22 protein-coding genes are annotated in these 23,986 nt (G+C 73.7%); 10 read left to right on the top strand and 12 right to left on the bottom strand.

The features are described from left to right. Window positions 1-9: 9 nt before the first annotated feature. From ACTIF1_RS01215 to ACTIF1_RS01205, 3 genes are read right to left on the bottom strand one after another with little or no spacing between them, the layout of a single operon-like run. Window positions 10-834 (bottom strand): substrate-binding domain-containing protein, encoded by an 825-nt coding sequence (locus ACTIF1_RS01215; protein ID WP_439594539.1) that lies wholly within the window; start codon window positions 832-834, stop codon window positions 10-12. A 23-nt stretch (window positions 835-857) separates the two neighbouring features. Next, window positions 858-1,580, bottom strand: coding sequence for an ATP-binding cassette domain-containing protein (locus ACTIF1_RS01210; RefSeq protein ID WP_439594538.1), 723 nt, complete (start codon window positions 1,578-1,580; stop codon window positions 858-860). Then, window positions 1,580-2,284: an ABC transporter permease gene (locus ACTIF1_RS01205; protein WP_439594537.1), complete on the bottom strand. Its 705-nt coding sequence runs from the start codon at window positions 2,282-2,284 to the stop codon at window positions 1,580-1,582. Before ACTIF1_RS01205 ends, ACTIF1_RS01210 begins: the two co-directional genes overlap by 1 nt. 86 nt (window positions 2,285-2,370) lie before the next feature. Here ACTIF1_RS01205 and ACTIF1_RS01200 point away from each other — a divergent pair, with 86 nt between their 5' ends. Continuing rightward, entirely contained in the window at window positions 2,371-3,249 is an 879-nt protein-coding gene (locus ACTIF1_RS01200; protein WP_439594536.1) for a substrate-binding domain-containing protein, read from the top strand. Between the two features lie 6 nt (window positions 3,250-3,255). Here the strand turns inward: ACTIF1_RS01200 and ACTIF1_RS01195 are convergent, their stop codons facing one another. From ACTIF1_RS01195 to ACTIF1_RS01160, 8 genes are all read right to left on the bottom strand, one after another. Beyond that, entirely contained in the window at window positions 3,256-3,855 is a 600-nt protein-coding gene (locus ACTIF1_RS01195) for a cysteine dioxygenase (protein WP_439594535.1), read from the bottom strand. A gap of 129 nt (window positions 3,856-3,984) precedes the next feature. Continuing rightward, window positions 3,985-4,446 carry an invasion associated locus B family protein gene (locus ACTIF1_RS01190; protein WP_439594534.1) on the bottom strand — a complete coding sequence of 154 codons (462 nt, stop codon included), beginning with the start codon at window positions 4,444-4,446 and terminating at the stop codon, window positions 3,985-3,987. A gap of 173 nt (window positions 4,447-4,619) precedes the next feature. Beyond that, window positions 4,620-5,249: a hypothetical protein gene (locus ACTIF1_RS01185; RefSeq protein WP_439594533.1), complete on the bottom strand. Its 630-nt coding sequence runs from the start codon at window positions 5,247-5,249 to the stop codon at window positions 4,620-4,622. A gap of 105 nt (window positions 5,250-5,354) precedes the next feature. Further along, complete coding sequence (locus ACTIF1_RS01180; protein ID WP_439594532.1) at window positions 5,355-5,720, bottom strand: hypothetical protein; 366 nt, start codon at window positions 5,718-5,720, stop codon at window positions 5,355-5,357. A gap of 40 nt (window positions 5,721-5,760) precedes the next feature. Beyond that, window positions 5,761-7,929 carry a hypothetical protein gene (locus ACTIF1_RS01175; RefSeq protein ID WP_439594531.1) on the bottom strand — a complete coding sequence of 723 codons (2,169 nt, stop codon included), beginning with the start codon at window positions 7,927-7,929 and terminating at the stop codon, window positions 5,761-5,763. Beyond that, window positions 7,926-10,655, bottom strand: a complete 2,730-nt coding sequence (locus ACTIF1_RS01170; protein ID WP_439594530.1) for a DUF4159 domain-containing protein — start codon at window positions 10,653-10,655, stop codon at window positions 7,926-7,928. The genes ACTIF1_RS01175 and ACTIF1_RS01170 overlap by 4 nt, the downstream gene beginning before the upstream one ends. 10 nt (window positions 10,656-10,665) lie before the next feature. After that, window positions 10,666-11,538, bottom strand: a complete 873-nt coding sequence (locus tag ACTIF1_RS01165; RefSeq protein ID WP_439594529.1) for a DUF58 domain-containing protein — start codon at window positions 11,536-11,538, stop codon at window positions 10,666-10,668. Next, window positions 11,531-12,535: an AAA family ATPase gene (locus tag ACTIF1_RS01160; protein ID WP_439594528.1), complete on the bottom strand. Its 1,005-nt coding sequence runs from the start codon at window positions 12,533-12,535 to the stop codon at window positions 11,531-11,533. The genes ACTIF1_RS01165 and ACTIF1_RS01160 overlap by 8 nt, the downstream gene beginning before the upstream one ends. Before the next feature lie 332 nt (window positions 12,536-12,867). Here ACTIF1_RS01160 and ACTIF1_RS01155 point away from each other — a divergent pair, with 332 nt between their 5' ends. From ACTIF1_RS01155 to ACTIF1_RS01115, 9 genes are all read left to right on the top strand, one after another. Further along, window positions 12,868-13,452 (top strand): DUF1285 domain-containing protein, encoded by a 585-nt coding sequence (locus tag ACTIF1_RS01155; protein ID WP_439594527.1) that lies wholly within the window; start codon window positions 12,868-12,870, stop codon window positions 13,450-13,452. Window positions 13,453-13,468: 16 nt separating this feature from the next. Then, window positions 13,469-14,083, top strand: a complete 615-nt coding sequence (locus ACTIF1_RS01150) for an NUDIX hydrolase (protein WP_439594526.1) — start codon at window positions 13,469-13,471, stop codon at window positions 14,081-14,083. 45 nt (window positions 14,084-14,128) lie between these two features. After that, window positions 14,129-15,547 (top strand): NAD(P)-binding domain-containing protein, encoded by a 1,419-nt coding sequence (locus tag ACTIF1_RS01145; protein WP_439594525.1) that lies wholly within the window; start codon window positions 14,129-14,131, stop codon window positions 15,545-15,547. Then, window positions 15,544-16,596: an NAD/NADP octopine/nopaline dehydrogenase family protein gene (locus ACTIF1_RS01140; RefSeq protein WP_439594524.1), complete on the top strand. Its 1,053-nt coding sequence runs from the start codon at window positions 15,544-15,546 to the stop codon at window positions 16,594-16,596. The genes ACTIF1_RS01145 and ACTIF1_RS01140 overlap by 4 nt, the downstream gene beginning before the upstream one ends. A 56-nt stretch (window positions 16,597-16,652) precedes the next feature. Further along, complete coding sequence (locus ACTIF1_RS01135; protein ID WP_439594523.1) at window positions 16,653-17,624, top strand: Bug family tripartite tricarboxylate transporter substrate binding protein; 972 nt, start codon at window positions 16,653-16,655, stop codon at window positions 17,622-17,624. 38 nt (window positions 17,625-17,662) lie between these two features. Continuing rightward, entirely contained in the window at window positions 17,663-17,905 is a 243-nt protein-coding gene (locus ACTIF1_RS01130; protein ID WP_439594522.1) for a hypothetical protein, read from the top strand. Next, window positions 17,902-19,176: a CCA tRNA nucleotidyltransferase gene (locus tag ACTIF1_RS01125; protein WP_439594521.1), complete on the top strand. Its 1,275-nt coding sequence runs from the start codon at window positions 17,902-17,904 to the stop codon at window positions 19,174-19,176. Before ACTIF1_RS01130 ends, ACTIF1_RS01125 begins: the two co-directional genes overlap by 4 nt. Before the next feature lie 97 nt (window positions 19,177-19,273). Next, the gene (locus ACTIF1_RS01120) at window positions 19,274-21,028 is read left to right on the top strand and encodes an ABC transporter ATP-binding protein (RefSeq protein WP_439594520.1); all 1,755 of its coding nucleotides are present in this window, start codon (window positions 19,274-19,276) and stop codon (window positions 21,026-21,028) included. Next, window positions 21,025-21,708 (top strand): CatB-related O-acetyltransferase, encoded by a 684-nt coding sequence (locus ACTIF1_RS01115; protein WP_439594519.1) that lies wholly within the window; start codon window positions 21,025-21,027, stop codon window positions 21,706-21,708. Before ACTIF1_RS01120 ends, ACTIF1_RS01115 begins: the two co-directional genes overlap by 4 nt. Here the strand turns inward: ACTIF1_RS01115 and ACTIF1_RS01110 are convergent. Continuing rightward, complete coding sequence (locus ACTIF1_RS01110; protein ID WP_439594518.1) at window positions 21,671-23,986, bottom strand: xanthine dehydrogenase family protein molybdopterin-binding subunit; 2,316 nt, start codon at window positions 23,984-23,986, stop codon at window positions 21,671-21,673. The two genes, ACTIF1_RS01115 and ACTIF1_RS01110, sit on opposite strands and share 38 nt — an antisense overlap.

Below are 23,986 nucleotides of genomic sequence, written 5' to 3'. Positions count from 1 at the left end.
CGAGCGCCCTCAGGAAACCGGCTCCGGCTGTGCCGCATTCGGGAAGAACAGCTGCTCGCCATTGATCTTGTAGCCGGCGATCGCGGCCTGCCCGGCCGGCGAGACGATCCAGTCGATGAAACGCTGGCCATCGGCCTGCTTCACATGAGGGTGGCGCTGCGGGTTCACCAGCATGACGCCGTACTGGTTGAATAGGCGCGGATCACCCTCGACTACGATGCGCATCGCCTGGCGGTTGCGGAAGGCGAGCCAGGTGCCGCGGTCGGTCAGCGCATAGCCGCCCTGGGCGGCCGCGGTGTTCAGCGTCGGGCCCATGCCCTGGCCGATCTCGCGATACCAGGCGCCGCGCCCGCTGGCGGGATCGACCCCCGCCTGCTGCCAGAGCCGCAGCTCCGCCGCATGGGTGCCGCTGCGGTCGCCGCGGGAGATGAAGGGGGCGCGGTACTGCGCGATGCGCTGCAGGGCGGCAACCGTGTCCTCGGTGCGGGCGATGCCGGCGGGATCGGCCTCCGGCCCCACGACGACGAAATCGTTGAACATCACATGCTGGCGCGGCCCGCCATGGCCCTCCGCCACGAAGCGCAGCTCCGCCGCGCGGTCATGCACGAAGACCACATCCGCATCGCCGCGCCGGCCGACATCCAGCGCCTGGCCGGTGCCGAGCGCCACCACGCGCACGGTGATGCCCGTCGCCTGGGTGAAGATCGGCAGGATGTGCCCGAAGAGCCCGGATTGCTCCGTGCTGGTGGTGCTGGCCACCGTGATGCTGCGCTCCTGCGCCCAGGCGGGCGTTGCGATGGCGAGGCTGGCAGCGAGGAACAGGCGGCGGAACATGGCGGTTCTCCCTAGGGCAGGCCTCACCACAGCAGCGCGCCGCGCAGGAAGGCGGCGGCCTCTTCCGTGGCGGGGGTGGTGAAGAAGCGGTCGGCGGGGGCGTGTTCCCGCAGCCGGCCGCGATGCAGGAAGGCGACATCCCCGGCCAGCCGGCGGGCCTGGGCCAGGTCATGCGTGGTCATCACCAGCTTGGTGCCGCGCGCGGCCAGGGCCTGGATGATGGCCTCCACCGCCGCGGTGGCGGCGGGGTCCAGGCTGGCGCAGGGCTCGTCCAGGAACAGCACCTCGGGCCGCAGCGCCGCGGCGCGGGCGAGCGCCAGGCGCTGCTGCTCCCCGCCCGAGAGCCTGCGGGCCGGGCGGTCCGCCAGCGGCGCCAGGCCGACGAGCGCCAGCGCCTCCGCCGCCCGGGCGTCCTGCTCGGCGCGGTCCAGCCCGGCCAGCGCCAGGGGGTAGCGCAGATTGGCCAGCACGGAGCGGCGCAGCAGCACCGGGCGCTGGAAGACCATGGCCTGGTGGCGGCGCGGATCGCCGGCCGGCCCTTCCCAATGCACCGCGCCGGCGCTGGGCACCAGAAGCCCGTGCAGCAGACGCAGCAGCACGCTCTTGCCCGCGCCATTGGGGCCGATGATGAGCGTGGGGCGCCCCGCTCCGATCTCCAGATCGATGCCCTGGAGAATCACCACCCCGCCGGCATGGAAGCAGAGTCCCTCGGCGCGCAGCGGCAGGATGGCCTCCGGCGCGCGCATCAGCCGGCCTGCCGCGCGGCCAGGTCGCGCAGCGTCTGCGCCAGGGCATTCACCGTCAGCACGATCGCCATCAGCACCAGGCCGAGCGCCAGCGCCAGCGGCAGGTCGCCCTTGCTGGTCTCCAGCGCGATCGCCGTGGTCATGACGCGCGTGAAACCCTCGATATTGCCGCCGACGATCATCACCGCGCCGACCTCGGCGCTGGCCCGGCCGAAGCCGGCCAGCAGCACGGTCAGCAGGGCGAAGCGGCCGTCCCAGAGCAGGGTGGGCACCGCGCGGGCCGGGCCGGCGCCGAAGCTGCGCAGCTGCTCGGCGTACTCCTCCCACATCGCCTCCAGCACCTGCCGGGCGAGGGCCGCCAGGATGGGCGCGATCAGCAGCGCCTGGGCGATGACCATGGCGGTCGGGGTGAACAGCAGGCCGAGCGCGCCCAGCGGGCCCGAGCGCGACAGCAGCAGGTAGATCAGCAGCCCGGCGACGACGGGCGGCAGCCCCATCAGCGCATTCAGCGCCACCACCAACCCGCCGCGGCCGGGAAAACGCGTGACGGCCAGCAGCGCCCCCAGCGGCAGCCCGACCAGGGCGGCGAGGGCCACCGCCGTCAGGCTGACGCGCAGCGACAGAAGCACGATTTTCGCCAGATCCGCATCGCCGCCTGCCACCAAGCCGAGCGCCTGTCCGAAGGCGGAGGTCAGGTCGTCCATGCCCGGCAAGCTGACCATGGCGGTGCTTGACGTCAACCGAAGCCGGCTGCTGTGCTGCGCCAGCATCTGCCGGGATTTGCCAGGAAATGCCGGATGTCCTGACGCTGAAGGAGGCGGCCGCCCTGCTGCGGCTGTCGGAGCGCGCGCTGTATGACTTGGCGCGCGCCAAACGCCTGCCGGCCCTGCAACTGGGCGGCAAATGGCTGTTTCCGCGCGCGCCGCTGCAACGCTGGCTGACCGCGCAGGCGGAGGTGGCGGAGGCCGAGCAGCCCGCCCCGCCCCCCATCCTGGCCGGCAGCCACGACCCGCTGCTGGACTGGGCGGTGCGGCAATCCGGCTGCGGCCTGGCGCTGCGCGCCGGCGGCAGCCTGGACGGGCTGGCGGCGCTGGCCGCCGGCCAGGCCGTGGCGGCCGCGACCCATCTGATCGACCCCGATACCGGTGCCTTCAACGAGCCGGCGGCGCGGGACCTGCTGTCCGGCCAGCCGGTGGTCGGCCTCACCTGGGCCTGGCGGGAGCAGGGCCTGCTCCTGGCCCCCGGCAATCCTGCCGGCTTGCGAGGGGTGGCGGATCTCGCCCGGCCCGGCCTGCGCGTGATCGGCCGCCAGCCCCGCGCCGGCAGCCACCTGCTGCTGATGCACCTGCTGGCGGAGGCCGGGCTGCGGCTGGAGGCGATCGGCTTCCTGGCCGAACCTGCCCTGGCGGAGGACGAGGTTGCCGCCGCCGTGTCCGAGGGCCGCGCCGATGCCGGCTTCGGCATCCGGGCGGAGGCCGCGGCCCGGGGCCTCACCTTCCTGCCCCTGCTGCGCGAACGCTTCGACCTGGTGCTGCGCCGCCGCGCCTATTTCGAGCCCGCCCTGCAGGCCCTGTTCGCCTTCGCCCGCAGCCCGGCCTTCGCCGCCCGCGCCGCGCGGATGGGTGGCTACGACATCGCCGAAACCGGCCGCGTCGCCTTCAACCTGTGACGCGCCTCAGTTGCGCCAGGGATTCGGCAGCGTCTCATTGGCATAGCCGCTGACAAACCCCTTGGGCGCGCCCGTCGCCGCGTCGAAGACATGGCGGGAGACGGCGCCGATATTCGCGCCATAGACATGGATGCTGATGGAGACGCGGTCCGCATAGGCATTGGAGACGCGGTGGATATCGCCGATGCGGGGCGAGACGGCGTCCACCATCCCGGCCTCCAGCCGCTCCCGCCCCGTCGGATGCGGCAGGCCGCCGGGGGTGAAGAGCTCCGCCTCCTCCGCCCCGCGCAGCACGCCGATCAGGCCCCAGACGGTATGGTCGTGGATCGGCGTGCGCTGGCCGGGGCCCCAGACGAAGCTGACCAGGCTGAAGCGCTCCAGCGGATCGCAATGCAGCAGATATTGCCGGTAGTGCACCGGGTCCGGCTGGGCATAGGCCTCCGGCAGCCAGTCATCCACCGCGACCAGCCCGGCCAGCAGCGGGCGGCCTCCGGCCAGGATGCGCGCCTCATCGCCCTCGGCCGCATCGACCAGACGGGTCATCGCCGCGATGAAGGCGCGCAGGCGATGCGGGCCAGATTCGGCTACCTGGATGGGTTCGTTCATTGTCATCATCCTCCCGCGCGGCGATTCCGGACCAGGATCGCCTCCGCATCCTCGGACAGGCGGGCGCGCGGCGCCAGCCCGGAATGCCGGGGGTCGGACAGATTCAGCCTTGCGGTGGGATGCGCCGCCTCAGCGCGGCGCGGTCTCTGCGGCTCGCATCTCAGCGGCCAGCATCTCGGCGACCGCGGCGCCAAAGCCCTCCAGCGGCACGGGCAGGGACACGGTCTGCCGCCGGGCATCGAGGATATAGGACAGGCGCAGCACCTTCGCCTCCCGCAGCCGGGCCAGCAGGTCCTCCGTCACCACCATGGCGGCATAGACGCCGGCGGCATCGCTGCTGCGGAAGGCCAGGCGCTGCGGCGGCGCCTCATCGGCCTGCCAAGTCAGGCCCGCGGGCAAAGCGACGCCATGCGGCATCTGGAAGATCAGGGTGAGGGCGTTGCTCTCCCGCTGCCGGGTCAGCAGCAGCTGGACCAGCGGCGTGTTCTGCTGCCGCGCCAGCAGGGTGGTGAAGACGCGGCAGGTGCGCGCGGACTCGGCCGTCGCCTCGCCGCAGACCATCCGCCAGGCCAGTCCGGGCAGGGCCTCCACCTCCGGCGGCGCCTCGGCCAGGGCCGCGGGCGCGGCCTGCGGGATGGGCGCCGGGGGCGGCGGCGCGGGCAGCGGCCCGGACCCGCGCTGCGCCAGGGCCGGCCCCGCCAGCAGGAGCAGGCCGCAAAGGGCGCGGCCGCAAGGGGCCAGGCCCTTGGGGGGCGGGCGGAGGCTCAGGGCCGCGTGCGGCGGGTGGGGGTGGCCGGCGGTTCCGCACCCGCCGGGCGGCCGGCATCGAAGCCCAGGAAGCCCATCTCCGGCTGCGCCGCGCCGCCATTGCCGGCCCAGAGCCGGGCGCCCGTGGGCTCCGCCGCCAGCACCGGCGGGGTGTTCAGCGGCGCGCGGCTGCGGGCGGCCGGCGGAGGCGCGGCGCCGAGGCGCGCGGCGATGGCCGCGGCCGGGGAAGGCTGGCCCGGCGCCCGCTCCGGCGGCGGGGCGGCGCTGCGCGAGCCGTCCCGCGCCGAGAGCAGGAAGAAGGCGATCTCGTTGCGGCCCTGGTCCACCGCGGCATCCAGCGGCGAGAGGCCGAGCGCGTTGCGCGCCTCGATATTCGCGCCGCGGCTGACCGCATCCCGCGCCGCCGCCAGGTCGCCGCGGCCGATGGCGTCGAAGAGCGCCGCATTGGGGGCGAGGCCGGCGGCGCCGGGCTCGGCCGGGATCGGCGCCGGCGCGCGGCGGGCGGCCAGGCCGGGCAGGGCCGGGGCGCCGGCCGTGGGGGCGGTGGGCGTATCGGCCGGCCGGATGATCCCCTGCGCCCCCGCGGGCGACAGCGGCAGGAGGAGCGGCGCCGCCAGGGCGGCCATCAGGGGCAGACGGGAAAAGGGTCGCATGGGGCCGAACCTAGGGAGATTCGGCGCGCGGAGGAAGGGCGCGCCGCCGCGGTCACCCGCTTTTGGCTGCCGCCCGGCTCAGCCGCAGGCCTCGCCGCGATAGCTGAAGCTTTCCACACGCTGGTCGCGGAGCGCGAAGGTCAGCTCGCAGCTCGCCTGGACATAGGCGGGCGGCGGCGCCCAATAGCCGAAGCGCGGGCCCCATGGGCCATAGGGGGGGCCATAGGGCGGCGCCACCATCAGGCTGTGGCGCTGTTCGAATTGCAGGAAGCGCCGGCCCTCCGCCTCATGCACCCGCACCGGCACGCCCAGCGCGGCGACCAGATCGGCCTCTCCCCGCCCGACGAAGGTGGACAGGCGCTGGTCCAGCGTCGGGCCCTGGGCGCAGGCGGCCAGGGCGGCGAGCGCGAGGGTGGCAAGGATCGGGCGCGAGGACGGGCTCATGCACCGCATGTGGGACGCCGGGCGCGGTGCGTCCAGCCGCTCAACGTCCTTCCCTGCGCCAGGCGAGTAGCGCCAGGCCGAGCACCAGGGGCAGCGCCAGCCAGGGCGGCAGCAGCGGCAGGGCGGTGATGCCCGTGACGCTGTGGTCGCCATTGCGGCGCAGGCCGATCCAGCCCGGCCCGGGCGTGCCGCCGCCCTGGGCATCGCGGCCGATGGCGACGCGGCGCAGCTCCGGCAGCAGCGGCTCCGCGCCCGTACCGAGCCAGCGCAGCCCGCCGCCGGTGGCGGTGACCAGCGGGCGCAGCGGCGCGGCATCGGCGCGCAGGTCGGCCACTTCCATCGGGTTCGGTGCCTCCGCCGCGGCGAAGGCGGCGCGGCGGCCGTCGCTGGCCTGCCAGACCCCGGCCTGCAGCGCCGGCAGCTCCACCACCGCCCGCCCGGCGCCGCGCGCCTCCGGCGCATGGCGGGTCACGCTGCCATCCGGGGCGGTGACGGCGATCTCGGGCGGCGCCGCCTGGTCCAGGCTGCGCCGCACCACGGTCAGCCGGCCATGCTCGATCCGGGCGGCGAGGTCCTCCTCCTCCAGCTCCGGCTCCTTCATCGTCCAGTGGGCGATGCGGCGCAGCAGTTCCTGCTGCGGGCCGCCGCCATCATGGCCGCGCGACCAGAGCCAGATATGGTCGGAGAGCACGAGGGCCACGCGACCCTCCCCCACCCGATCCAGCACCATCAGCGGTGCGCCGTTCGGGCCCTGCATCACGGTGCTGCCGGCCCGCGCATCGGCGCGCAGCGCGCGATACCAGCGGCCCCATGTGGCCTCCGCCAGGGGATTGCCCTCCGGCCCGAAACTATTGGCGCCGGGCAGATTTTCGGTGACCGGATGCCGCGCGCCGAGCTCGGTGACCTGCGGCCGGAAGGGCTGTTCCAGCAAAGCTGCCTGGGCGGCGCCGGCGCCGGTCGGCGGCCGCGCCGGCAGGATCTGGCCGAGCGGCGTGGCGGCGAGGCTGGTGGGCCCCGCGAATTCCGGCCCCACCGAAAGCAGCAGCGCCCCGCCGCCGCGCACATAGTCGGCGATATTGCGGAGATAGACCGGCGGCAGCAGGCCGCGATTGCCAAAGCGGTCGAAGACGATCAGGTCGAATTCGCGCAGCTTCACCTGGAACAGCTCGCGCACGGGGAAGGCGATCAGCGCCAGCTCATGCAGCGGCGTCAGGTCGTCCTTCTCGGGCGGGCGCAGAATGGTGAAGTGGACCAGGTCCACATTCGGGTCCGCCTTCAGCAGGCGGCGCCAGGTGCGCTGGCCCGCATGGGGTTCGCCCGAGACCAGCAGCACCCGCAGCCGGTCGCGCACGCCGTTGATGGAGACCACGGTGCGGTTGTTGAGGTCCGAGACCTCGCCAGCCCGGGTTTCCGCCGTCAGCTCCACCACCGTGGGCCCGCCACGCTCGATGGGCACGGCGATGCGATGCTCCCGCCCCACCGGCACCGATTCCACGCGCGGCGGCTGGCCGTCGCGGCGGATGGTCAGGCGGGCCGCGCCGCCCGCATCGGGCCGCGCGCCGAGATCCTCCACCACCAGGCGCAGCTCGACCGGGCGGCCCACGATGCCGAAGCCCGGCGCCTCGATCACCCGGATCCGCCGGTCCACTTCTCCGGCCTGGCCGGGAAGCAGCAGGTGAAAGGGCGCGTCCAGCGCCGGGGCGGGGGGCACGTCATGCACCTGCCCATCGGTCAGCGCCATGACGCCGGCCAGCCGGGCGCGGGGAATATCGGCGAGCGCGCGCTCCATGGCGGAGAACAGCCGCGTGCCCTGGTTGCCGGCTTCCGGCACCTCCACCGTGCGGAGTTCGAGGTCGGGCAGGCGGCGGGCGCGGGCCTCGATCTCGTCCCGCGCCGCGGTGATCTGGGCCGGTCGCGCGCCGAGGCCGGTGCTGTCGGAACGGTCGACCAGCAGCAGGGCGATGTCGGGCCGCGTCTCCCGCGTCTCCTCCACCAGCCGGGGATTGGCGAGCGCCAGCAGCAAGGCGGCGAAGGCCAGCGCGCGCAGCCAGGCGCCCTGCGCCGGCTGCCAGCGCCGCGCGCCATTCGCGTCCGGCTGCAGGCGGATCAATGCCGGCAGCAGCGCCAGGGCCGCCACCACTCCCAGGCCGACCAGCAGCCAGGGCGGGATGACCGGCGCGAAATCGATGCCGGCGAGGGCCTGGTTCAATTGCCGAGCCTTTCCAGGATGGCCGGCACGTGGACCTGGTCGCCCTTGTAGTTGCCGGTCAGCGCGTACATCACGAGGTTGGTCCCGAAGCGATAGGCGAGCGTCCGCTGCCGCGTGCCGCCGGGGATCGCCGCATAGGGGTTGTTGCCGCGGGCATCGATCGCCCAGGCCGCCGCCCAGTCATGCCCGCCGATGATGACGGGGCTGACGCTGTCATTCGCCCGGTCCTGGTCACGCGCCACCCAGACGGGGCCGCCGGTGAAGCGGCCCGGCAGGTCGGCCAGCAGGTAGAAGGCGCGCTTCAGCACATGGTCCTCCGGCACCGGGGCCAGCGGCGGCACGGTGAGATCCCGGGTCACCCGCCGCAGCGCGGCGCGGGAGCCTGGCGAAAAACCCTCGCCGGAGCCTTCGTCGCGCGTGTCGAACAGGATGATGCCGCCATTGCGCATGAAGCCGTTCAGCGCCGCGACGGCCTGCGCGTCCGGCTGCGGTGCATCGCCGGTCACCGGCCAGTAGAGCAGCGGGAAGAAGGACAGATCGTCCCGCCCCGGCACCACCGAGGCCGGGTCCGCCAGCGCCGCGGCGGTGCGCCGGTTGACGAAGTCGGACAGGCCGACCAGGCCGGCGCGGCTCACCTCATCCACCTGCGCATCGCCGGTGACCACATAGGCCAGCCGCGTCGCCAGCGCCGCATTGCCGTCCTGGGCCAAGGCGGGTGCGGCGCCGAGCAGGCCGGCCAGCAGGGCGGCCGAGGCCACCGCGCGCGGCCGTGCCAGGACGCCGCGGAGCGCCAGCGACACCAGCAGATCCACCACCAGCAGCAGCATTGCCGCCGCCAGCAGCCAGGGCCCGAGGTCGCGTTCCGCCGGCACGCCGCCGATCGCCCGCGTCGCGGTGCCCGCCGGCGGCGCGGCGGCCAGGCGTGGGCCCGAAATGCCGGCGCCGAGGTTCAGCGCCCGCCGATGCGCGCCATCGCCGCTGGTGCCCATGCCATACCAGCCCGGGGGATGCCGCGGGGAGGGCGTTTCGCTTTCCACCCGTGCCGCCGCGATGGGCTGCGCGCCCGGCGGCGGCGGGCCGAGCCGGCCGAAGCCGTCCAGGGTCTCCATGGGGGCCAAGGGCGCCTCCCCATCCGCGCCGCCGACACCGGCCGAGAGCGCCACCAGCCGGCGCAGCATATCGACGAAAAGCCCCGACAGAGGCAGGGACGACCATTCGGCATTGGCGGTGACGTGGAACATCACGATTCGCCCCGCCCCGCGCGTCTCCCAGGTCACCAGCGGCGTGCCATCGGCCAGCCGGGCCCAGGTGCGGCCCGACAATTGGGCGGAGGGTTCGGCCAGCACCTGGCGCTCCACCGTCACCTCCGGCGTCGGCTCCAGCCCCTGGAAGGGCGAGCCCTCGGGGAAGGGGGCGAGGGTCTGCGGCCTTTCCCAGGACAGGGCGCCGCCGAGCTGGCGTTCGCCGGCGCGCAGCGGCACCGGCAGCAGCCCGTCCGGCCGCTCCGCCAGCCGCGGCCCGGCGAAGCGCACCAGGGTGCCGCCGGCCTCGATCCAGGCGGTCAGCTCCTCCCGCTCCCGCCCCGGCTCCACCGGCCTGTCGGCCAGCACCAGCACGGAAAGCCGGCGCGCCAGCAACTCGGGCACGCTGCCGCGGCGCAGCTCGGCGTGCGGGGACAGGGCGCGGTCCAGGTAGAAGAGTTCGCCGATCAGCGGCACGTCCGCCGCGGTGGCCTCCCCGCCCGCGATCAGCCCGACCGGGCGGCGGCGGAAACGCTCATCCAGCAGCACGCTGGCATTGGCCCCGGCCACCCCATCGAGGTCGAGCCGCACCACCTGGTTGCGGATCTCGAGCGGCAGGGGCAGCGCGGCCTCGGCCTCCGTCGCGCCGGCCGGCACCGGCAGGACGGCGCGGGCCAGGGTGCGGCCGTCGCCGGTGCGTGCCAGCACGGCCACCTCGGTCGCCACCGGAAGCGGGGTGGTGCGGAGGCCGACGACCAACTGCTCGGCCTCCGCCCGCGGCGGCGGCAGCAGGCGGGTGGGGCGGCCTTCGCTGCGCGCCACCAGCAGCGCGCCGCCCTCGGCCAGCGCGGCGGCCAGCGGGGTGAAGGCATCGCCCTCCGCCGCATGCTCGATGCCGTCCGCCACATAGAGCGCGGCGAAGCGGCCCGGATTCTGCGCCCGCCAGCCGGCCAGTGCCGCCAGCGCCCCCGCCCGGTCCGGCGCCCAGGGTTTCGGGCGCAGCGCGACCAGACGGCCGCGCAGCTCCTCGGGCGGCATCAGGCCGGTGATGCGGGGGGCATCCGGCACCGCGGGAGGTGCGGTCAGCAGCAGGGCGGTGCGGCGGCCCTCGCGGGCGGCGCCGTCGAGCTCGGCCTCGGCGGCGGCGATGCGGTCCGGCCAGTCGGCGGCCGCCGCCCAGCCATCGTCGATCACCACCAGCAGCGGTCCCTGGCCGGTGGCGCCCGCGGGCGGGCCCCAGATCGGCCGGGCCAGGCCAACAATCATCAGGGCGGCGGCGGCCAATCGCAGGGCCAGCAGCCACCAGGGCGTGCGGGCCGGCGTCTCCTCCGGCGCCGGCATTTCCTGCAGCAGTCGCAGCGCCGGGAAATCCTGGCGTTTCGGGGCGGGCGGGGTGACCCGCAGCAGCCACCAGAGCAGCGGTAGCGCCGGCAGCGCCAGCAGCAGCCAGGGGGCGGCGAAGCTCAGGGCGCCGAGGCTCAGCATCGGTCCTCTCTCATCCGGGCGCGAGCCTCTGATGCAGCGCCAGCAGCGCGGCCTCCGGCGGCTGGTCGGTGCGGTGGGTGCCGAAGGTCCAGCCGGCGGCGGCGGCCAGGGCGGCCAGGCCCGCGCGGTGGCGGGCCAGGCGTTCGGCATAGACCGGCCGCACCGCCTCCACCCGCGGCACCAGGGCCGCGGCGGCGCCCGAGACCGCTTCGAAGCGCACCCGCCCGGCATAGGGCAGCGTCTCCTCCGCCGGGTCGATCACCTGCAGCAGATGGCCACGCACCCCCTGGCCGGCCAGGCGCGCGATGGCCTGGCGGGTTTCCTCCAGCGGCGCCCAGAAATCGCCGAAGAGCACGGCGCGGGCGTGCCGCGCCAGGCGCGCATCCTCCGGCCTTGGCGCCATGCCGGACAGGCCATCGGCGATCTGCGGCAGGGCGCCGCGGCCGGCATAGGGGCGCGGCAGGCCGAAGAGCCGCACCCTTTCCCCGCCGCGCAGCAGCAGCGCGGCCAGGGCCAGCAGCAGCAGATCGGCGCGATCGCCCTTGGCCGGCAGGTCCCGCTGGCTGCGCCAGCCCATGCCGGCATCGGCGGCGCGCCACAGCGCGACCGTCTGCGCCGATTCCCATTCGGTCTCGCGGATGAACAGCCGGTCCGATTTTCCTGACTGCCGCCAATCGATGCGGCTGGTCTGGTCGCCCACCACATAGGGGCGGAACTGCCAGAAGGCCTCGCCCGGCCCGGACCGCCGCCGTCCATGCACGCCCGGCATCACCGTGGCGGCGACGCGGTCCGCCTGCACCAGCAGCGGCGGCAGCCGCGCCCCGAGCTGCTCGGCCCAGGGGACGGTCAGGCGTGCCTTTGCCAGGAGAGGGGGGCTAGTCAAGCTGCGCCTTCAGCACGTCGAGCACCTCGTTCAGATGCACGCCATCCGCGCGGGCGGAAAAATTCAGCGCCATGCGGTGGCGCAGCACCGGCTCCACCAGCGCCTGCACATCCTCGACGCTGGGTGAGAGCCTTCCCTGCAGCACCGCCCGCGCGCGCGTCGCCAGCATCAGCGCCTGGGCGGCACGGGGGCCAGGCCCATAGGCCAGGTGCCGCCGCACATCCTCGATCTCGGTGGTTTCGGGGCGCGCGCTGCGCACCAGGCGCAGGATCGCCTCCAGCACCTGCTCGCCCACCGGCAGGCGGCGGATCAGCAGCTGGGCGGCGGAAAGCTCCGCCCCGGTCATCGCGGGCAGGGCCTTGGCCTCCTTCGCCCCGGTGGTGGCCAGCAGCATGGCGCGCTCGGCGGCGAGGTCGGGGTAGGTGACGTCGATCTCCAGCAGGAAGCGGTCGAGCTGCGCCTCGGGCAGCGGATATGTGCCTTCCTGCTCGATCGGATTCTGCGTGGCCAGCACATGGAAGGGGGCGGGCAGGGCATGCACCTCCCCGGCGATGGCCACCTTGTGTTCCTGCATCGCCTGCAGCAGCGCGGATTGGGTGCGCGGGCTCGCGCGGTTGATCTCGTCCGCCATCAGCAGCTGGCAGAAGACGGGGCCCTTGATGAAGCGGAAGGCGCGCTTGCCATGCACATCCTCCTCCAGCACCTCGCTGCCCAGGATGTCGGACGGCATCAGGTCCGGCGTGAACTGCACGCGGCGGGCATCCAGGCCGAGCACCGTGCCCAGCGTCTCCACCAGCTTGGTCTTGCCCAGCCCCGGCACGCCGACCAGCAGCAGATGTCCGCCGGAAAGCAGGGTGATGAGCGTGCGCTCCACCACCTGCTCCTGGCCGAAGATGACACGGCCGACACCTTCGCGGACCCGCGCCAGCCTGGCGGCCAGGGAATCCGCCTCCTGCAGCAGAGATTCCGCCTCCGCGCCCTCGGCCACTTCCACCATGCGGGTCAGGCTCCCTATATGCGTCACATCCGATATGGGTCGAGTATCCACTCCGCCCATGCCGGATGCCACATCGCAGTGCATCAATCGCGAGATCGATGTGACGCGGGGTGGCGGAGAGGAAACCGGCGCGGCGCGGGCGGAGGTCATTCGGACCCGCCCGGTGCCGGCGGGCACGGGCGCGGAAGATTTGTATGAGCGAAGCACGATCCGGCGGCGCAGGGCAGAGCGGTTTCCAGGGCCAGGCCCCGGCGCTGCCTGCCAGATCGGCCCGACCGGGATCGCTGCCGGGGCGCCTGCCGCCGTTGCGCGCCGAATGCGGCGACTTCTCCATGCGCATCGCCCGCGATGGCAGCTGGTTCTACAAGGGCAGCCCGATCGGCCGGAAGGAGCTGGTCTGCCTCTTCGCCTCCGTCCTGAAGCGGGAGGCGGATGGCAGCTTCTGGCTGGAAACCCCGGTGGAACGCGGCCGGATCGAGGTGGAGGACGCCCCCTTCGTGGCGGTGGAGATGTGGTGGCGCAGCTGCGCCGATCCCTTCGTCCCCTCCGATGCCCCGGGTGCGGAGCCGCGCCAGTGCCTGACCTTCCGCACCAACCTGGATGAGATGGTGACCGCCGATTCGGACCACCCCATCCGCGTGGTGATCGACCCGAAGACCCGCGAACCGCGGCCCTATATCACCGTCCGCCCGGGGCTGGAGGCGCGCATCAACCGCGCCGTCTTCTACGAGCTGGCCGCGCTGGCGGAGCCGGAGCAGATCGAGGGGCGCAGCATGCTCGGCGTCTGGTCGCAAGGCGTCTTCTTCCCGATCGACGAGGCGCCGGGGAGCGAGGCGCCGCCGCCGCGCCGGGGCCGGCGGGGCCAGCGGGCCCAGTCCCGCCAGGGCGATTGCAACTGCCTGCCGGCCGCGGAGTGACGCCCGGCCCCGCCCGATGAGCCTGCTGCTGCCGTCGCGCCAGGACATCGCCGCAAGACTGTCCGACCCCACCGCCCTGGCCCGCGCCGGCGCCACCGCCTTCGACGATGAGGAAGGCTGGGGCAGCCGCCCCGGCGGCCCGGTGCCGGCGGCGGTGCTGGTGCCGATCGTCTGGCACGAGACAGGCCCCGGCGTGCTGCTGACCCTGCGCTCGACCAGACTTTCGGCCCATGCCGGCCAGGTCGCCTTCCCCGGCGGCCGGCTGGAGCCGGGCGAGACGGCGGAACAGGCCGCCTTGCGGGAGGCGGCGGAGGAGGTGGGGCTCGACCCGCGCCTGCCCGTCATCGCCGCCACCCTGCCGGACCATATGACCGGCACCGGCTACCGGGTGACGCCGGTGGTGGCCTTCCTCGATCCGCCCATCACGCTCACGCCGGACCCTTCCGAGGTGCAGGCGGTCTTCGAATTGCCGCTGGCGCTGCTCTTCGACCCTGCGGCGCCGACCCGCCGCAGCACGGAATGGCGCGGGCGGATGCGGGACTACTGGGTCTGGCCGCATGCGGAGCACCTGATCTGGGGCGCCACGGCCACCATCCTGGTGAACCTGTCCCGGGTGCTGCGCGAAGCCTGAGGGCGCGCTACAGCTTTGCGCCACCTCCCCGCGCAGGCTGTTCTCATGCTGGATGCCACCCCTCCCCCTGGACTCGAGGCGCTCGAAAGCCGGCTGCGCCAGGATCTCGGATTCCTGGAACTGCCCGCAAAGCCCTGGGTGCCGGCGCGGTCGCATGCCGGGCAGGCGGTGGCCGATGTGGTCATCATCGGCGCCGGCATGTGCGGCCTCGCGGTGGCGGCCGCGCTGACCCTGCTGGGCATCACCAATATCCGCCTGCTGGACCAGGCGCCGGCGGGGCAGGAGGGGCCCTGGGTGACCTTCGCCCGGATGGAGACGCTGCGATCCCCCAAGACCCTGGCAGGGCCGGCGCTGGACCTGCCGGCGCTGACCTTTCGCGCCTGGTACGAGCACCAGCACGGCGCCGCGGCCTTCGAGGCCCTGGGGAAGATCCCGCGCGGCATGTGGATGGACTATCTGGTCTGGTACCGGAAGGTGATGGGCCTCGCCGTGGAGAATGGCGTGACCGTCACGGAGATCCGGCCGGAGACCGAGGATCTTTTCGCGCTGGAGACGACCGCGGGCCGGATCCTGGCGCGCCGCGTGGTGCTGGCGACGGGGCGGGACGGCCTCGGCGGGCCCTGGCTGCCGGAGATCGCCTATGCGCTGCCGCCCGAGCTGCGGGCGCATTCGCGGGATGCCATCGATTTTCCGGCGCTGGCCGGCAAGCGCGTCGGCGTGGTCGGCGCCGGTGCCTCGGCCATGGACAATGCGGCGGCGGCGCTGGAGGCGGGCTGCGGGCGGCTCGACATGTTCGTTCGCCGACCCGAACTGCCGCGGGTGAACAAGTTCACGGGGATCGGCAGCCCGGGCGTGGTGCACGGATTCGCGGGGCTGCCGGACGATTGGAAATGGCGCTTCCTGGACCTGGTGCTGTCGGCGCAGACGCCGCCACCACGCGATTCCACGCTGCGCGTCTCCCGCTTCCCCCATGCCCATCTGCATCTCGGCAGCCCGATCAGGTCGCTCTCGGCCGAGGGCGGGGCAATCCGGCTGGAGACGCCGAAGGGCGTCTTCGCGCTGGATTTTCTCATATTCGGCACCGGCTTCCGGGTGGACCTCGCCGCGCGGCCGGAGCTGGCGCATTTCGCGCCGCATATCCGCCTCTGGGGCGACCGTTTTGCGGCCGAGCGGCCGAATGAGGAGCTGGCGACCTCGCCCGATCTCGATCCCGGCTTCGCCTTCCAGGAGAAGCTGCCGGGCACCTGCCCCGCGCTGGCCCGGCTGCATTGCTTCAACTACCCGGCGACGCTGAGCCACGGGAAGCTCTCGGGGGACATCCCCGCGGTCAGCGCCGGCGCCAAGCGCCTGGCCCGCTTCCTGGCGCGGGCCTTCTTCGTCGAGGACAAGGAGCAGCACTTCGCCGCGCTGAAGGCCTATGAAACGCCCGAATTGCAGGGCGATGAATGGCCGGAACGCGCATGAACCTCGCCGTCCTGGGCGCCGGCGCCATCGGCCCGGCCGCCGCCGCGCTGGCTGCCTCCCGCGGCCACGCGGTGGTGCTGTGGTCGCCCTCCGGCCAGGGCACGGCGGGCATGACCGACCATATCGAGGCCGAGGGTGCGCTGACGGGGCGCTTTCCTTTGCGCCTCGCCACCACGCTGGAGGAGGCGCTGGCCGGGGCGGAGGTCGCGCTGCTGGCGGTGCCGGCCTATGCGCACGCAGCCCTGCTGCCGCGAATCGCCGCCGCGATGCCCGCCAGCCTGCCGCTGCTGATCGCCCCCGCCGCCGCGCTCTCGCCGCTGGCCTTCGAGGCGCTGCGCGCCACGCTCGGCCCGCGCGCGCCGGTGGGCGGCCTGGCCACCACGCCCACCACGGCGCGCCGCCTGGCGCCGGGGCGGGTGCGCATCCCGGCGATCCGCGCGGCCGTCGACCTCGCCGCCATCCCGGCCGCCGATGCGCCGGCGCTCGCCGCGCTGGCGACCGCGCTCTTCGGCCATGCATGCCCGGTGGCGCCCGATGTGCTGCAGCCGGCGCTGGCCAATGCCAATCCCATCATCCATGCCGTGCTGGCGCTGGCCAATGTCACCCGCATCGAGCGCGGCGAGGCCTGGCCGCAATACGCGCTGATGACCGAGGCCTCCGGCCGGCTGATGGAAGCCCTGCAGGCGGAGCGCGATGCGCTGGCCGCGAACTGCGGCCTGGCCGTGATCTCGCTGGCCGAATCCCTGCACCGCGCCAGCGGCGTGCCGCGCGGGGCCTTGCACGAGATGGGCCAGGCCATCGAGGCGGGCGGCCGCAGCGTGAACGGCCCGGCCGCGATGGAAACCCGCTACGTGACCGAGGACGTGCCCTTCGGCCTGGCTTTCTACCTGTGGCTCGCCGCCCGCCGGGGCGTGCCGATGCCGGCGACGGAGTCGGTGGTGACCGTGCTGGAATCCCTCTGGGGCCGCGACCTGCGCCGCAACGCGCTGCTCGACGGCCTGGCCTTGCACGATCTTTCCGCGGCGCTGCGCGATGGGATCGGGCGCTGAGCTTGCCGCGCCCCGGCCCGCACGGCAGGCTTTTTTCGAGACCAGGAGATCCCGCCATGCCGACCCGCCGCGCACTGCTCGCCACCGCCCTTGCCCTGCCTGCGCTGGCCCGCCCGGCGCGGGCCCAGGGCTGGTCGCCGGATCGGCCGGTGCGGCTGGTGGTGCCCTTCGCGCCGGGCGGCAGCCAGGATGTGCTGGGGCGGCTCTTCGCCCAGGCCGTCACCGCCTCCGTCGGGCAGAATGTGGTGGTGGAGAACCGCGCCGGCGCCGGCGGGCTGCTGGGGGCGGAAACGGTGGCCAAGGCGGCCCCGGATGGCACCACCCTGCTGCTGGCCACCGCCGGGCAGCTGACCATCGCCAAGGCGATCGGCCGCCGCCTGTCCTACGACCCGATCGCCGATTTCGCGCCGATCCTGCATATCTCGGACAGTCCGGTGGCGCTGATCGCCGCGCCGAACCTGCCGGTGCAGGACCTGGCCGGGCTGCTGACCCTGGCCCGCAATGCGCCGCAGCCCATGCCCTATGCCAGCACCGGCACCGGCACCAATACCCACCTGATCATGGAGGATCTGAAGGCGCGGGAGCGGCTGAATGTCGAGCATGTGCCCTATCGCGGCGCGGCCGGCGCTTTCAACGACCTGATGGCCGGGCGGATCGCCATGATGTTCGTCTCCGTCCCCTCCGTGCTCGGCTTCTCGGGCGGCCAGCTGCGCGTGCTGGGCGTGACCTCGGCGGAGCGCTTCCCCGCCATGCCGCAGGTGCCGACCATGATCGAGGGCGGGGTGCGGGACTTCACCGCCTCGATCTGGACCGGCCTCGCGGCGCCGGCCGGCACCCCGGCGCCGGTGATCGAGCGCTGGCGCGGCGAATTCGCAAAGGCGCTGGAGACCGATCTGGTGAAGACCCGCCTCGCCGCGCTGGGCGCCACGCCGAACGGGGCGGGGCCGGCGGAATTCGGCACCCTGCTGCGGGAGGATCTGGCGCGCTGGACGGCGGTGGCCGCGCCGCTGGCGATCAGCCTGGACTGACGCGGGACGCAACACGGCCAGCCGGCTATGCTGCGGGCATGGCATTTCTTCTTCTGCTGCTGCCCCTGCTGGCCTGGCTGCTTTGGCGCTGGCTCGGCCCCAGCCATGGACAGCCGCCGCGCGCGGTGCTGGTGGCGCTGGGCGTCGCGGTGGTGATGGGGGCTGCCGTCGCGCTGTACATCCGGCTGGATGGGCGGGACGTGACCGGCGGCGTCTATGTGCCGCCGAGCCTCGGCCCGGATGGGCGGGTGCTGCCCAGCCGGATCGAGCCCGCGCGATGAAGGACCCGCCGCAGGACCGCATCAGCCCGCCGGCCTTCCTGGCGGAGCCCGCCCCGGCCGCCGTGCTGGCCGCCCTGCCCGGCGCGCGGGCCGTGGGCGGCTGCGTGCGGGATGCGCTGGCCGGGCGCGCGGTGCATGACGTGGACGTGGCCGCGCCCTACCCGCCGGAGGCGATTGCCGAAAAGCTGCGCGCCGCCGGCCTGAAGGTTTTCGAAACCGGCCTCGCCCATGGCACCGTCACCGCCGTGCTGCGCCACACCCCCGTGGAGGTCACCGCGCTGCGCCGCGACCTGGTGACGGATGGCCGCCATGCCGAGGTCGCCTGGACCACCGACTGGCGGGAGGACGCCGCCCGGCGCGACTTTTCCTTCAATGCCATGTCGATGGATGCGGCGGGCCACCTTTGGGACTATTTCGGTGGCCGCGCGGACCTGGCCGCGGGGCGGGTGCGCTTCGTCGGCGATGCGGCGACCCGGCTCGCCGAGGACTATCTGCGCGCGCTGCGCTTCTTCCGTTTCTGGGCGCGCTACGGGCAGGGCGCGCCGGAGCCGGCGGCGCTGGCCGCGATCCGGGATGCGGTGCCGGGTTTTTCCACACGCATTGCCCCCGAACGCATCTGGATGGAGCTGAAGCGGCTGCTGCCGGTGGGCGATCCTTCGGATGCGCTGGACCACATGGCCGCCACCGGCCTGCTGGCCGCCGTGCTGCCGGAAGGGGCCGAGCCCGACAGGCTGCGCCGCATGATCGCGCTTGGCCTGCCGGCGGAGCCGCTGCTGCGCCTGGCCGTGCTGCTGCCGCGCCCGGCCGATATCGCCGCCCTGGCCCGCCGGCTTCGGCTGTCCGGCGAGGAGCGTGAAAGGCTCACCGTGCTGCGCCGGATCGAGGCCGCGCCCCGCCCCGGTGCGGAACAGCGAGGCTACCATTTCCGCGCCTGGCGCGCCGCGATCCGCGCCGCCTCCCGCCATGTCGCGCCGGCGGAGCCGCTCTGGGTGGCGCAGGCCGAGCATGGCGGCGAAGGCTGGGCGGCGCTGCGCGACCGGCTTTCCCCGGGCGAGGCGGATCCGGAATTCCCGGTGCAGGGGCGGGACCTGCTGAGGCTCGGCATCCCGCCGGGGCCGGCCATGGGACAGGTGCTGGGGCGCCTGCGGCAGGACTGGATCGACAGCGACTGCATGCTGGACCAGCCGGCCCTGCTGGCGCGGGTGAAAAAGACCGGGACGGCGGACGGGCCCGCCGCCCCGGATCACCAGGCTGACCTGCCGGGGTCCTGACTCCCCGGCACGATCCGGAACAAACAAGGAACTATCACCGCCAGGGCGATTCGGGAAGCCCCTCGCCCTGCGCGCCCGCCTGCTCTACACGCCGGGCATGGCCCGCTTTGCCTTCGATGCTGCCTCCCTGCCCCTGATCCGCCGGCTGTGGCGCGAGCAGATCCGCCGGCATCCGCGCGGCCTGGCGCTGGCCGCCGCCTGCACCATCGGCGTCGCCGCCACCACGGCGCTCTACCCCCTCATCATCCAGCGCGCCTTCGACCTCTTCGCGGCCGGGGAGGGGGGCGTGGTCTGGCTGCTGCCGCCGCTGATCATCGCGGTCACCTGCGCCCGGGCGCTGACCATGTATGGCAAGGCGCTGGCGACCCAGTCCGTGGTGCTCGGCGTCATCGCCGGGCTGCAGCAGCAGCTCTTCACCGCCCTGACCCGCGCCGACCTGGCCGCCGTGGCGCGCGAGGCTCCGGCGCGGCACGCCGCCCGCTTCACCACCGATGCCGCCCTGATCCGGGAGGCGCTGTCCAAGGCGCTGAGCGGGGTCGCCGATGTGCTGACCGTGGTGGGGCTGGTGGGGTCCATGCTCTGGATCGACTGGCAGATGGCGCTGCTGGCCTCGCTGCTCTATCCGCTCGCGGCCGTGCCGATCCTGCGCATCGGCAAGCGCATCCGCCGCGCCTCCTCCGGCATGCAGGACCGGGTGGGTGAGACCTCGGCCCTGCTGGTCGAGAGTTTTGCGGCCGCGCGCGTGGTGCGCGCCTATCGGCTGGAGGAGGCCGAGGAGGCGCGCGCCCGGATGGCCTTCGAGAGGCTGCGCGACAGCCAGATCTCCATCGCGAAATCCCGCGCCCGGCTGGACCCGGTGCTGGAGGCGATGGGCGGCCTCGCCGTGGCCGCCGTGCTCGGCTTCGTCGGCTGGCGCGTCTCCGCCGGCCTCGGCACCATCGGCGACTTCACGGGATTTGTCGCCGCACTTCTGATCGCGGCGCAGCCGGCGCGCGCGCTGGGCAGCCTGAACGCCGCGCTGCAGGAAGGCCTGGCCGGCCTGTCCCGCAGTTTCGCGAGTATCGACGAAAAGCCGCGCATCACGGACAGGCCCGGCGCCAGGCCGCTGCCGCCGGGCGAGGGCAGCGTGGTCTTCGAGGATGTCGGCTTCGCCTATGACGGCGTGCCGGATGCCGCGCTGTCCGGCCTGAGCTTCGCGGCGAAGCCCGGCCGCACCGTGGCGCTGGTCGGCCCCTCCGGCGCCGGAAAATCCACCGCGCTGGCGCTGGTGCCGCGGCTCTATGACGTGACGGCCGGGCGCATCCGGATCGATGGCGCGGATATCCGCGATGTTACGCTGGCCAGCCTGCGCGATGCCATCGCCTATGTCGGCCAGGACGCCGTGCTGTTCGACGACACCGCCTTCGCCAATATCGCCTGCGGCCGGCCAGGTGCCACCCAGGCGGAGGTGGAGGCGGCGGCGCGCGCCGCGGCGGCGCATGATTTTCTCGCCGCGCTGCCGCAGGGCTATGCGACGCCGCTCGGCACCCAGGGTTCGCGCCTGTCGGGCGGGCAGCGCCAGCGCGTCTCGCTGGCCCGCGCGCTGCTGCGCAATCCGCGCGTGCTGCTGCTGGACGAGGCGACCAGCGCGCTGGATGCGGAGAATGAGGCGCTGGTGCAGCAGGCCCTCGCCCGGCTGCGCGAGGGCCGCACGACGCTGGTCATCGCGCATCGCCTCTCCACCGTGCGGGATGCCGATCTGATCGTGGTGATGGAGGCCGGGCGCGCCGTGGAACAGGGCACGCATGCGGAGCTGATGGAAGCCGATGGCCTCTACGCCCGCCTCGTCCGCACCCAGGCCTTCGCCGCATGAGATCCAAGGCCGAGGCCGCCGCGCTGCCGGACCCGGATGCGCTGCATCCGGTGCCGAACAAGCCGCGCATCGTCTTCCTGAAGCCGCTGCTGGCGACCATGCCCGGCATCACCAATTGCGCGGTGGGCGACTTCACCTATTACGACGATCCGCTGCACGCCAAGGACTTCTTCCGGCGCAACGTGATCTACAATTTCCAGGCGAGCGGCGCGCGGCTGGAGATCGGCCGCTATTGCGCCATCGCCACCGGGGCGCGCTTCATGATGCCGGATGCCATGCATGCCATGGCCGGCCCCAGCACCTATCCCTTCGGCATCCTCGGCGGTGCCTTCGCGACAGCCCTGCCGCTGGCGGACTATCCCTGGCGGAATGCGGGCGACACCATCCTCGGCAACGATGTCTGGGTGGGGATGGAGGCGCTGGTGATGCCGGGCGTGCGGATCGGCCATGGCGCCGTGATCGGCGCCCAGGCGGTGGTGACGCGGGACGTGCCCGACTATGCCGTGGTCGCTGGCAACCCCGCCCGCGTCATGCGCCGCCGCTTCAGCGAGGAGGATGCGGAGCGGCTGGTGGCGCTGGCCTGGTGGGACTGGCCGGCGGCGCGCGTCGCCCGCGCCATCCCGCTGATCGTCAAGGGCAGCGTCACGGCGCTGGAGGATTTTTCCGCCCAACAGGATTGACGCGGGATGCAGCCCGCAGCGCCTGCCAGATGCGCGGCGCGGTCATCGGCAGTTCCACATGCGCGCCGCCCAACGCATCGGCCACCGCATTGGCGAGCGCCGCCGGCGCGCCATTGGTCGGCAACTCGCCGACGCCCTTGATGCCGAGGCTGTTGTTGGGGGAGGGGACGGGCAGCACCGCGTGGACGAAATCCGGCAGCTCCGCCGCGCGCGGCATGGCGTAGTCCATCAGCGTCGCGGCCAGCATCTGGCCGTCTGCGTCATAGACCGCATCCTCCGACAGCGCCTGGCCGATGCCGGCGGCCCAGCCGCCCTGCAACTGGCCGGCCAGCAGCACGGGATTCACCACGCGGCCGGGATCGAGCGCGCAGGCGAAGCGGTCCAGCACCACCTGGCCGGTCTCGGGGTCGATCTCGACTTCCGCCAGTGCGATGCCGGCGGGCCAAGTCTCCACCGTCTCGGCGAAATCGGCCTGGCCGCGCAGCCCGCCCTGGCGCGCGGCGACCTGCGCCAATGTCACGCGGCGATCGGTGCCGGCGATCTCATAGGCGCCGTTGTCCCAGGCCAGGTCGACCACCGCCGCTTCCAGCATCTCCGCCGCCATGGGCAGCCCGCTGTCGATCGCCGCCTGTGCGGCACGGGCAAAGGTGGTGCCGGAGATGATGGTGGAGGAGGAGCCGCCGGTGCCGCCGCCGCGCGGGATGCGGTCGCTGTCGCCCTGCTCGATGGTGACCTGCGACGCCTCGACGCCGAAGGCCGCGGCGAGCAGTTGCGCATAGGCCGTCGCATGTCCCTGGCCCTGGCTTTGCGTGCCGGTGCGCGCGGTGATGCGGCCATCGGCGTGGACTTCCACGATGGAGGTCTCGTCGCCCCATCCGCCGGAGCCATGCAGGTGGCAGGACAAGCCGCGCCCGCGCAGCAGGCCGCGCGCTGCGGAAGCCGCGCGCCGTGCGGCAAAGCCGGGCGCATCGCCGAGGCGCAGCACTTCGTCCAGCAGCGCGGCGGGGTCGCCGCTGTCATAGCGATAGCCGAGCGCGGTGCGATGGGGATAGGCGTCGCGCCGCAGCAGGTTCAGCCGGCGCAGCGCCGCCGGATCGCGGCCGGACTCGCGCGCCGCCACATCCACCAGCCGTTCCAGCAGCACCAGCGCCTCCGGCTTGCCGGCGCCGCGCACCGCATCCACCGGCGCGGTATTGCTGAAGGCGCAGCGCAGGCCGATGTGGATGGCGGGAATGTCGTAGAGCCCGCCCAGCACCTTCGCCATGCCGCCGGTCGGGATGGTGGGGTTCACGGTGGAGACATAGGCGCCGAAATTGGCCACGCCCTGCACCCGCAGCGCCAGGAAGCGCCCTTCCGCATCCAGCGCCAGCGCGGCCTCCGCCACCAGGTCGCGGGCATGGGTATCGGCCAGGTGGTGTTCGGTGCGGTCCTGCACCCAGCGGATATCGCGCTGCAAGTGCCAGGCCGCGAAGCAGGCCAGCGCCTGTTCCGGATAGGGCGGCAGTTTCGGCCCGAAGCCGCCGCCGACATCCGGCGTCACCACGCGCAGCCGCTCCCGCGGCCAATGCAGGACGTGGTCACACAGGACGCGATGCAGCAGGTGCACGCCCTGGGATGGCGTGGTCAGCGTGACGCGACCTTCGCTCCACTGCGCCAGCGCGGCGCGGGTTTCGAGATAGCCGGCCAGGATGCGCGGCGAGCGGTAGCTCACCCGCGCCACCTGCGCGGCCTTGGCGAAAGCGGCCTCCACGGCCGCCGCATCGCCCTTCTGCCAGTCGCAGCAGAGATTGCCCGGCGCTTCCGCATGGATTTGCGGCGCGCCGGGGGCGAGTGCCGCATCGCCCTGCGTCACGGCGGGCAGCGGGTCGTAATCCACCAGCACCGCCTCCGCGCCGTCGCGCGCCGCATGCGCGCATTCGGCCACCACCATGGCGACGATCTCGCCGACATGGCGCACGCGGTCGGCGGCCATGGGCAGGCGCGGCGGCTCGATATGCCGCGCGCCGGCGGCGTCGCGGATTTCCGTCACCGCCGGGTTGTGGCCGAGCCCCGCTACCTCCGCCGCCGTGAACACCGCGACCACGCCCGGCATGCCGCGTGCTGCCGTCGCATCCACACCCAGGATGCGCGCATGCGCATGCGGCGAACGGACGAACACCGCCTGCAACGCGCCGGGTGCCGCCACGTCGCTGGTGAAGCGCCCGCCGCCGGTCAGCAGGCGCGGATCCTCCAGTCGCCGCAGCGGCTGGCCGAGGCCGGGCAGGACGTCGAAGGCCAT

The organism is Falsiroseomonas sp. (genome assembly GCF_051860665.1).
In the GTDB taxonomy this organism is placed as follows: Bacteria; Pseudomonadota; Alphaproteobacteria; order Acetobacterales; family Acetobacteraceae; genus Falsiroseomonas.
This window is presented reverse-complemented; position numbering and strand designations above follow the sequence as displayed.